The organism is Bacillota bacterium, from assembly GCA_018818595.1.
Lineage (GTDB): Bacteria > Bacillota_I > Bacilli_A > Izemoplasmatales > Hujiaoplasmataceae > JAHIRM01.
Genome location: JAHIRM010000032.1, coordinates 26,843 through 37,336, shown reverse-complemented (window position 1 = coordinate 37,336; position 10,494 = coordinate 26,843). Strand labels below are relative to the sequence as shown.

Sequence of the window (10,494 nt, the reverse complement as noted above, 5' to 3'; positions counted from 1 at the left end):
GGAACTGGGTAGGAATCTAAACGAAATGGCTGAAACTAAAGAAGAAATTAAAAACGGACTCTTGAAAAAAAGTGCAGAACTGATGAGTGAAATACTGGAGAGCGATATGCATGTATCCGATACAGAAACCTTTGTTGAAGTCAATTTTGCTCTGCTAAAATTCAGGTAGACTGGTAAAAAGAAAAAGAGTTGATGAAAGATTATCCTGACCGCTGCAGGGAGGAAAACTACCTGAAAAGCCTATATGAATTAGGGCATAAAAAATTATCAGGTTTTAAAACCGTGAATAATTTTGACAAGCAAATTCTAATTTACAAATGTTAAGCTGGTACGAACAAATGAAAACCGAGTGGATTTATTTATCACATCTGCTTACGCAAGAATTAACAGGTTATAGAAATACAGAAGCCCTGAATTTGAAGAAGAAAAAAAAAATAAGTGAAAGCGCCAGTTGTAACACTTCGCATCTTTCACTTTCTTCTCACTTTGGAACGCATATAGACTTCCCATACCACTTTTCAGATAGCGGGAATAAAGGGGAAAATTATAGAGCCGGGGCTTTTATCTTTTCGGAAATAAAATTAGTCGAAATTAATTGTCTGGAAGATGAAACAGAACTGATACTTACAGATCACTTTCAGGAATATGAACTTTGTGAGAAAACCGAATTTATAATCATTAAGACACATTATACGTATATCAGAAATCAAGCTGCTTATTATGAGTCAAATCCAGGTTTTCATCCGGAACTTGCAACTTATTTAAAGCAAAAATGTCCTGAACTAAAGATAATCGGTTTTGATTCCATGTCACTTTCCGGGGCAAAAAATAGGGATGTTGGGAGAATTGCCCACAATGAATTTCTAATTAAAAATGACCTTTTAATTGTGGAAGATATGGACCTTTCTAACGTGGATTCTTCCACTGTTTTCGGAAAGATACTGGTTTCTCCACTTAGATTTAAAGATTCTGATGGTGCGCCTGTGACTGTATTTGCAGAGGTTATGGTTGATTGATCATATATTATTTGATTTTGATGGGGTTATTTGCGAGTCAATCCATGAGAAAACAAAGGCGTTTCATAAATTATATCTTCCGTTTGGATCAGATATTGCGGATATGGTTGTAAAGCATCACGAAAATAACCTTGGAATATCAAGGTATGAAAAAATCAAATTTTATCATAAGAACTTTTTGGAGAAGGAATTAACAAATAGAGAATTAATGGAATTAGCTGATAGATTTTCATTTTTAGTAATAGATAACGTTGTAAGTGCCCCACTTGTGGCCGGACTTACGGAATTTATAGGATTTTATAAATCAAGTATTGACTATAAGGTGATAAGCGCCACACCAAGAGATGAGTTGATAAGAATTGTTAATCGAAAAAGCCTTAAAGATCATTTTTCAGATGTTCTAGGATCGCCAACATCGAAAATTGATTGGATAAAGTATTTAATTGATAATGGAAAAATATCCATAGAAAAATGTATTTTTATTGGTGACTCAAACACTGACTATGAAGCTGCCACAAAATTTGATATTCCTTTTATTTTAAGGAGAACTACTTTTAACCAAAGTATGCTTAAATTGCCAGGTATTCTAGGTAGTTTTGAAGATTACTTTGAACTTATGTCCATTTCTGACAACCTGATTAATTGATATATTAAGTAGTAAGTTTGTTTCATTTGGCATATTTAATATTAGGTGAAATTATTTTGAGAAGAAAATGAAGATAACGAACGACAAAGAATTTTTACTTGGAAGTTGGATCAATACTGCTAGCCCGGTTGTTGCGGAAATAATGAGCAATTGTGGATTTGATTTCCTGGTTGTGGATACAGAACATTCTGTTGCGGATTTTCAAATTTGCCAACAAATTTTTCAAGCTATACAAGCTGGTAATCCAAAATGTCTCCCTTTCGTCAGATTACCTGGGAATAACTACGAAGTGACGAAAAAGTATCTTGATCTTGGTGCAATGGGTGTAATAGCTCCTTTGATTAACAATGCTGAGCAAGCTGAGTACCTGGTTGATTCTGTTAAGTATCCTCCTCTTGGCACAAGAGGTGTTGGATTTGGAAGAAGTCATGGTTATGGCTTTTCATTTGACAAGTACATGAAGAATGCAAACGAGGAAACTTTTGTTTGTGTGCAGATTGAACACTTAGATGCCATCGCAAATTTAGACGATATATTTTCCGTGGATGGAATTGATGCAATGATTATTGGGCCCTATGATTTATCTGCGTCAATGGGAATGACAGGACAATTTAACAATCCGGAATTCATAAAAGTTAAAAATGAAATCTTAATGAAAGCAAAAAAGCATAATCTAATGCCCGGAATTCATGTAGTCCAGCCGGAGCCTGAAAACGTAATAAACCAAATTCAAGCCGGATTTAAGTTTATTGCCTATAGTTTAGATATCACAGTAATAGGTAAATTTTTCAGAGAGGGTGTTAATCAGATTAAGGAAATGAAAAAATGATTCAGAATAAAATAGTGATAGCTTTAATCCCAATTAAAGAACACAGTGAAAGAGTTAAAAATAAAAATTTTAGAATGTTTGGTGATAAACCACTTTACCACCACATATTGAATACACTTGAACGCACATACGCCGTGGATGAAGTTATAATTAATACAGATAGTCATGTCGTTATGAATGAAGCACCCCAATTATTTAGCAAGGTCAGGATCCATGATAGGCCGCAAGATTTGATAGGTGATTTTGTCTCAGTTAATAAAATAATTGAACATGATATATCCAAAACTGAAGGGGATATATATCTACAGACGCATGCCACTAATCCATTAATTAAATCAGAGACTATCGCTTCAGCATTAAGAAAGTTTTTAGAAAGTGGAAACTCAAACGATTCTTTGTTTTCCGTAAATAGGTTTCAGAGTAGATTTTATGACCAAAATGGAATTCCTGTGAATCACAAAGCAGAGGAGTTACTCCGTACTCAGGATTTACCACCTCTTTATGAAGAGAATTCTTGTTTATATATATTTAGTAAAGAATCGTTTAAGAAAAGAAAAACCAGAATAGGATCTGAACCTCTGCTGTATGAGATTCCCAAGATTGAGTCTATTGATATTGATGATGAATTTACTTTCAAGCTTGCTGAACTAATGGCACTATATTCAAAAGAGACATAAGTATATGGATACTCTTAAAAAAAACAGAATTCTAATTGCTACTTATCCTTTTGGTAAGAGTAACCGCGAGCCGCTTGATATACTTGAAGCAAATGGATGCGAATTAATCTTTAATCCCCATGCACGTAGATTAAAGGCTGGTGAAGTCGAAGAATTAATTCAGGATGTTGATGCAGTTATTGCAGGTACTGAGCCATATATGATCAACGCTCTCAAGTCTGCGAATATTAAAGTAATTTCAAGGGTTGGGATAGGTTTAGACAATGTTCCTTTGAAGGAGCTAAAGGAACTGGGAATAATGGTTACTTATACACCTGATGCTCCATCGCAAGGTGTTGCGGAACTTACTTTAGCTAACATTATAAGTTTAGTAAGATTCGTGCAGTTGTCCGATCATTCAGTACGACAATTGGCCTGGAATAGATATATAGGTTATCTTCTCAAAGAAATAAAAATTGGAGTCATAGGAATTGGAAGAATCGGGAAAATATTAGTAAAACTATTACAGCCTTTTAACACAAATATACTTGCTTGTGATATTAATCCAGATCTTGAATTTGGGCGACATTATAATCTTGAATGGCATGAAAAAGAATCAATTTTAAGGGAAGCGGATTTAATAACGGTTCATATTCCATATAATCAGAGAAACCACCATTTCATTGACCGGAAAGCAATCGCCTCTATGAAATCATCAAGTTTTTTAGTAAATACTTCAAGAGGAAATATTGTTGACGAGGAAGCCTTGTATGATGCTCTTAAACAGAAGCACATTGAGGGGGCCGCATTGGACGTTTTTGCAAAAGAACCTTATGATGGACCGCTTGCAGGATTGGAGAATATTATTTTAACAGCTCATATGGGGGCCTCCGCAAAAGAGTCCAGGTACTTAATGGAATTAGGGGCAGCAGAAGACTGTATAAGGGTACTAAAAGGTGAAAAACCTAAACATGATGCCTGGGAGGAGAATAAAGCTGATTATGAATAGAGAAAAAGTATTGGTTATTGGTGGTGCCGGGTTTCTGGGCAGCCACATTTCGGATGCGCTAACTGATGCTGACTACGATGTGACCATTTTTGATCAGAAAATGTCACCTCACTTAAAAGATAACCAATCCCAGATTATTGGTGATATTCTCGATGAAAAAAAACTGGACGAAGCAACGAGAAATGTCGATTACGTCTATCATTTGGCAGGCATGGCAGACATAGATGAATGCGCAGAAAAGCCTCTTGATGCGATTAAAAATAATATTCTAGGCACTACCTATATACTGGAAGCGTGTGTTAAAAATCAGGTTAAAAAAGTTTTATTTTCTAGTTCCGCTTACGTTTATAGTGATACTGGCTCCTTTTACAGAATAAGCAAACAAGCATCAGAGCTTATTATTGAAGGGTACCAGGAAAAATTTAACTTGGATTATGTTATTCTAAGGTTTGGATCGTTGTATGGAGAAAGAGCTGACCGGAGAAACAGTATTCATAGGCTAATTGAAGATGCCTTGAAAGAGGAAAAAATTGTTTATCATGGTCAGGGAAACGAGAAAAGAGAGTTTATTCATATTAGGGATGCGGCAGATCTAAGTGTTAAAGCTCTGGATCCCAAGTATTCAAATCAAAATCTTCTTTTAACTGGAAATTCTTCCATTGAATATCTTGATCTCCTTAACATGATCAGGGAAATTCTACATAATAAAGTCAGTATCATTCTTGAAGAAAGTAAATCTAAAACTCATTATAAACTTTCTCCTTACTCATTCAATCCAAAGATAGCACGCAAGTTGGTTAATAATCCACATATAGACCTGGGTCAAGGTTTATTGAATCTTATTGGGGAGGTTCACAAAAACATCCATGATGAATTGAGGGAAAATGAGGGGTTTTTAGTTGAAAAGAATGGAAAAGGGGTTTCAAATAATAATAGCTAATTCTATATGAGTACTACAAAAAAAATTGTAACTGGTGCATGTGGTTTTAGTGGAGCGCAACTAATGAAATATTGTTTGCTGAAAAATATTAGATAGTATCATTTGATGATAAGAATTCCAATTACTAAAAATATAATGGGCGGTGAAAAGTTTGAACTCAGATAAAACATTTTTAATTACCGGTGGTACCGGATCATTTGGTAAAAAATTCATTAAAACAATTCTTGATCGCTACAAACCAAGGAAGGTAATTGTATTCAGTCGTGACGAATTAAAACAGTTTGAAATGCAACAATCAGATGCTTTCAAACCTTTTGAGAATATTATGCGATATTTTATTGGTGATGTTCGTGACTTAAATCGATTAAAAAGAGCCATGGAGGATGTTGATATTGTTATTCATGCGGCTGCTTTGAAACAAGTCCCTGCCTGTGAGTACAATCCTTTTGAAGCTGTAATGACCAATGTTATTGGCGGACAGAATGTAATTGATGCATCACTATACAATAAGGTAGAAAAAGTAATAGCACTAAGCACTGATAAAGCTGCGGCGCCAATCAATCTTTATGGTGCTACAAAACTTACTTCTGATAAGCTCTTTGTTGCAGCCAATAATTACAAGGGGTGGAGAAATATTAAATTTTCAGTCGTGAGATATGGGAATGTCATGGGTAGTCGTGGATCTGTTATCCCGTATTTTCTTAACCACAAGAAAAATGGGTTTCTACCGATTACCGACGAAAGAATGACTCGTTTCAATATTACACTACAAAAAGGAGTTGATTTTGTTATTGACAATCTTGAACGTATGTGGGGAGGAGAATTATTTGTACCAAAAATACCTTCATATAATATTATGGATTTAGCAAAAGCAATTGCACCAGACATTGAGACAAGAATCGTCGGTATTAGACCTGGGGAAAAACTTCATGAAGAAATGATCACCTCCACAGATTCCATAAGTAGTATAGAATTTGATGATTATTTCGTTATTCTTCCATCAACAAAGTTTTGGGATATTAAAAAATTCAGAAAAGAAAGTAACGGGAAGGAAGGGCATAATTGTGATTTAGGATTTTCTTACAATAGTAGTGAGAATGATATTTTTCTAACGGTTGATGAAATAAGAGATTTAACAATCAAAAATGTTGACGGTGCCAACGATATAATCTATGGAGATTGATTTGGTAATTTCAGCAATAATACAAGCAAGACTTAATTCGACACGATTGCCAAATAAGACTTTTGCTGAAATCGAAGGGTATCCGCTAATCTGGCATATTATTAATAGAATCAAAAAAAGCATGAGAATCAACGATATTGTAGTTGCAACCACGATTAATAAAGAAGATGATTTATTAGGCGAATGGTGCGGCAAAAATAATATAAAATCTTTTAGAGGTAGTGAGAATAATGTTCTTGAGCGATATTATTTTGCGGCTTTGGAGAGTCATACTGATATTATCGTTAGAGTAACTGCAGATGATCCTTTCAAAGATCCTGAAATAACTGATGAAGTTATTGATTTTATGATTGAAGAAAAACTTGAATTTGCATACAACAATAATCCACCTTCTTATCCTGAAGGTTTAGATACTGAAGTATTCACCATGGAAGCACTAAAAAAGGCCTATGAGACATCCACAGATGCCTTCGAACATGAACATGTGACTCAGTATTTTTACAAGAATCCTTTATTAATTAAGCAAGGGAACTGCTCTTATCATTCAGACTTATCCCATCTTAGATGGACAATTGATAAGGTACAAGATTTAGAAATGGCAAGAACTGTCTATAAATACTTATTTAATGATAAGGAAGTATTTTTGTTCAGGGATATTCTCCAGTTACTGGAGGTGAATTCTTGGATAAGTGAAATAAATTCTGGAGTTGAAAGGAGTGATATGTATAGAAAAGGGATGAGTAATGAAAAGAATTAGTGATATCGAGAAAAATTATGTAATGGATGCCCTGAACAATGAATTTCAAACCTCAAAAAACAGTGTGTTTTGTAGTAGAATGGAAAAAAAATTTGCTGAAATTCATGATGTCGGGTTCGCAATTAATCATGTAAATGGTACTCAAACGATGCACACAGCACTCAATGCGTTAGAAGTGGGGGCTGGCGATGAAGTGATCGTTCCACCATTAACCATGTCTAGTACTGCAATAGCAGTATTGCAAAATGGGTCCATGCCGGTTTTTGCCGACGTTGATATTAATACATTTAACATTGATCCGGAATCAATAAAAAATAAAATTACTCACCGGACTAAAGCTATTATAACTGTTGCCTTATACGGGCTCTCTCCTGAATATGATGTAATAAAAGAGTTGTGTAATTCAAATAATCTTTACCTGATTGAAGATAATGCTGAAGCTCTCTTTGCAACATACAAAGGTAAAAAGGTTGGACAATTTGGTGATTGTGCTTCTTTCAGTTTTCAGGCAAGTAAGCATATCACTTGTGGTGAAGGTGGCATTTTAATTACTGATGATGAAATACTTGCTGATAAGGCAAGGAAATTTAGTAGCTTAGGTTATGCCGGAGTAAACTCTAAACAAGGAAAAATCTCTAGAAATGATATTCAGGATCCGAATTATAGCAGACACATCTCGCTTGGGTTTAATTATAGGATGGCGGAGGTTAACGCAGCCGTAATATTGGGTCAGTTAGAAAGAGTTGAAGAGTTAGTTGAACAGAGAATTAAAGTTGCTTCAATATATGATGAGGTTGTGAATAATCAATCTCTTCTTAAAAAGCAACTTGTTCCAGATGGTTATAAAAATACTTATTGGTCTTACAGCGTTGTGCTTGATACAAAAAATCCTGAGAAGGATTGGTATAAATTTAGAGATTCATTTCAAAAAAATGGTGGAGATGGTTTTTATGCGGCTTGGAAACTATCATATATGGAGCCATTATTTATCAATATTGTACAAAATTATTGCGGTGTGTGGCAAAAATACAAAACAGGTTTATGCCCGAATGCTGAGTACTTACAACCAAGAATGATACAATTTAAGACAAATTATTGGAATTTAGAAGAAGCTTATAATCAAGCAGAAATATTAAACAAAACAATAAACAGCTTTTAGGGGTTCTTATGAAAAATGCATTTCCAAAAGTAATTAAAATAGGCGATCGTTCTATTGGTGAAGATAAACCCTGCTATATAATTGCTGATATAGGTGCAAATTTCGATGGTAACATTGATAAAGCAAAACGATTAATTTTTTCAGCAAAGGAATGTGGGGCTGATTGTGCAAAGTTCCAGAGTTTTAGGGCAGAAAAAATTGTGTCGGCAGGTGGATTTGCAAAAATGCAATTGAAGGGTGTCCATGGGAGTTGGGGAAGACCTGTCCATGAAGTATTCAGAGATGCAGAATTTCCAAGAGAATGGCATAAAGAATTGAATGATTATTGTAAAGAAATTGGTATACACTTCTCAACATCACCTTATGATTTTGAAGCAGTAGATCTTTGTGGACAACTTGATTTACCTTTCATCAAAATCGGATCGGGAGAAATTACGTGGCTTGAAATGCTTGATTACATTGCCCGTAAAAACAAACCTATGTTTTTAGCAACCGGCGATGCAACTATGGCAGAAATTGATGAAGCTTTGAAAGTAATCGAATCGACTGGTAATACCGATTTAATGCTAATGCAGTGTATTACTAACTATCCTTCCAAAATTGAAAGCGCAAATATTCGTGTTCTGGATAACTATAAAACTGCGTTCAACATCATGGTGGGTTATTCAGATCATTCTCCCGGACCTGTTGTTGCTCTTGGGGCAATAGCATTAGGAGCTAAAGTAATTGAAAAGCATTTTACACTTGATAAGACAGATGCTGGACCTGATCACCCACATTCAATGGATGCAAATGAATTTAAAAAGATGGTTGAATATATTAAAGAGCTTGAAGCTGCATTAGGTACTTCGAGAAAAGTTGTCGTAGAAGAAGAAAGTGAGACTGTTATTGTTCAGAGAAGAGGATTATATACAAATAAGAAAATTGCACAAGGTAATATCATTAGGTTGGAGGATATCGTTGAATTAAGACCAGCATTAGGTGTTTTGCCAAAATTCAAAAATATTGTTGCTGGAAAAGTTGCGAAAAATGATATTGATGCGGATAGTCCAATTTACTGGGAAAATATATGATTACAACAAGAGAACAGTATATCATACTTGTGGACAATGATATTATCAAACCTTCTGACGCAATCGTGATATTAGAGGGAGATGGTTGGTACAGAATTAAGCGAGCTGTTGAGATCTATAATCAAGGGATGAGTGATCTTATAGTATTCTCAGGTGAAATTGATGACCCGGCGTATGGAAGTTTTCCTCTTACAAAAATATTACCCCATTTTAAGGATGCAGGAATACCTGAGAATAAAATTCTCCATGAAAGAAAATCGACCAATACTCTCGAACAAGCTCAAGAAATAGTCAATTTAGCTATTGAAAACAAATGGAGAAAAATAATACTAGTTGCTTCACATTATCACCAGTATAGGGCTTATTTAACGTTTTTAGGGATTGTTAAGAAAAAATATCCCGAGTTAATTATCTATAACGCGCCTGTTAAAGATTTAGCTTGGTATGATGAAACTGGATGGGGGAAAAGAATTAATTTGCTGGAAAATGAGTTTAAAAGAATTGATAAATATTCTTCACTTGGTCATCTGGCATCATATGAATTTGCATTAGAGTATCAGGAATGGAAAGAAAAACAAGTCTAAAAGACGCAAAAAAAATTATGGGACCCAACTTTATTGGCCCAGCTGAATTGAAATCAATTGAGAGTGAGATGGGGATTTTCTTGCCGTCTGATATACTTAAAAATCCACCGAATATTCAGTTTGATGAAGATTTTCTAAAAACTATTAAGAGTGATTATATCCTTATCCTTGGAATTCCATATTATAAGGATAAAACTCCGTTAACAATTGTCAAAATGAGAAAGCATTTTGGCTGGGATCCAGATAATTCCGAACCGTGTTTTTATAATCAAGATTGGTATGTCAATGAAAAATTTGCGCAAAAGGGAATATTGGAATTAGATTGGTATTTAATCAGGAAAGAAGTCTATGAGGATTCAAGAGGTTTTGACTCAACAGAAATCATTAAAAAAAATCATTCTAAGCAGATGTTACCTTTTGCAGTCCTTTTAGCCTACGTATTTTTTTCATACTATTTACTGAACAATGGCGAAATTTTGTGGAAACATGATTTTTTGTGGTGCTATGATACAGACCATATCGGGGATCAGATATATGTTGGTAAATATGTCGATTCACAAGGTATGAATAAAAATGGATTTAGCATTCATAGACATTTGAAAATCAGCAAACTGTATTCATACGTGGATTCATTAACGTAAA

At 34.6% G+C, this 10,494-nt stretch carries 12 protein-coding genes; all 12 read left to right on the top strand.

Annotation, left to right across the window (positions count from 1 at the left end; translation table 11 throughout):
- The first annotated feature begins 338 nt into the window (after positions 1–338).
- The 12 genes from KJ971_05725 to KJ971_05670 all read left to right on the top strand — a co-directional run bounded on the left by KJ971_05725 (position 339) and on the right by KJ971_05670 (position 10,493).
- Positions 339–1,016: a cyclase family protein gene (locus KJ971_05725; protein MBU1145337.1), complete on the top strand. Its 678-nt coding sequence runs from the start codon at positions 339–341 to the stop codon at positions 1,014–1,016.
- Positions 1,009–1,662: an HAD hydrolase-like protein gene (locus KJ971_05720; GenBank protein ID MBU1145336.1), complete on the top strand. Its 654-nt coding sequence runs from the start codon at positions 1,009–1,011 to the stop codon at positions 1,660–1,662. The genes KJ971_05725 and KJ971_05720 overlap by 8 nt, the downstream gene beginning before the upstream one ends.
- A gap of 67 nt (positions 1,663–1,729) precedes the next feature.
- A complete protein-coding gene (locus KJ971_05715; GenBank protein MBU1145335.1) occupies positions 1,730–2,491 on the top strand; it encodes a 2,4-dihydroxyhept-2-ene-1,7-dioic acid aldolase in 762 nt (253 codons plus the stop codon).
- Entirely contained in the window at positions 2,488–3,168 is a 681-nt protein-coding gene (locus KJ971_05710; protein ID MBU1145334.1) for an acylneuraminate cytidylyltransferase family protein, read from the top strand. The genes KJ971_05715 and KJ971_05710 overlap by 4 nt, the downstream gene beginning before the upstream one ends.
- Positions 3,169–3,172: 4 nt before the next feature.
- A complete protein-coding gene (locus KJ971_05705) occupies positions 3,173–4,156 on the top strand; it encodes a phosphoglycerate dehydrogenase (GenBank protein ID MBU1145333.1) in 984 nt (327 codons plus the stop codon).
- Positions 4,149–5,096: an NAD(P)-dependent oxidoreductase gene (locus tag KJ971_05700; protein MBU1145332.1), complete on the top strand. Its 948-nt coding sequence runs from the start codon at positions 4,149–4,151 to the stop codon at positions 5,094–5,096. The genes KJ971_05705 and KJ971_05700 overlap by 8 nt, the downstream gene beginning before the upstream one ends.
- A gap of 151 nt (positions 5,097–5,247) precedes the next feature.
- Positions 5,248–6,279, top strand: coding sequence for a UDP-N-acetylglucosamine 4,6-dehydratase (inverting) (gene pseB, locus KJ971_05695; GenBank protein MBU1145331.1), 1,032 nt, complete (start codon positions 5,248–5,250; stop codon positions 6,277–6,279).
- A 1-nt stretch (position 6,280) separates the two neighbouring features.
- On the top strand, positions 6,281–7,036 hold the full coding sequence (locus KJ971_05690; protein MBU1145330.1) for a glycosyltransferase family protein: 756 nt from the start codon (positions 6,281–6,283) through the stop codon (positions 7,034–7,036).
- Positions 7,023–8,195 (top strand): DegT/DnrJ/EryC1/StrS family aminotransferase, encoded by a 1,173-nt coding sequence (locus tag KJ971_05685; GenBank protein ID MBU1145329.1) that lies wholly within the window; start codon positions 7,023–7,025, stop codon positions 8,193–8,195. Before KJ971_05690 ends, KJ971_05685 begins: the two co-directional genes overlap by 14 nt.
- A gap of 8 nt (positions 8,196–8,203) precedes the next feature.
- Positions 8,204–9,268, top strand: coding sequence for an N-acetylneuraminate synthase family protein (locus KJ971_05680; protein ID MBU1145328.1), 1,065 nt, complete (start codon positions 8,204–8,206; stop codon positions 9,266–9,268).
- Positions 9,265–9,852: a YdcF family protein gene (locus tag KJ971_05675; GenBank protein MBU1145327.1), complete on the top strand. Its 588-nt coding sequence runs from the start codon at positions 9,265–9,267 to the stop codon at positions 9,850–9,852. The genes KJ971_05680 and KJ971_05675 overlap by 4 nt, the downstream gene beginning before the upstream one ends.
- Positions 9,831–10,493 (top strand): hypothetical protein, encoded by a 663-nt coding sequence (locus KJ971_05670; protein ID MBU1145326.1) that lies wholly within the window; start codon positions 9,831–9,833, stop codon positions 10,491–10,493. Before KJ971_05675 ends, KJ971_05670 begins: the two co-directional genes overlap by 22 nt.
- The last annotated feature ends 1 nt before the right edge of the window (position 10,494 follow it).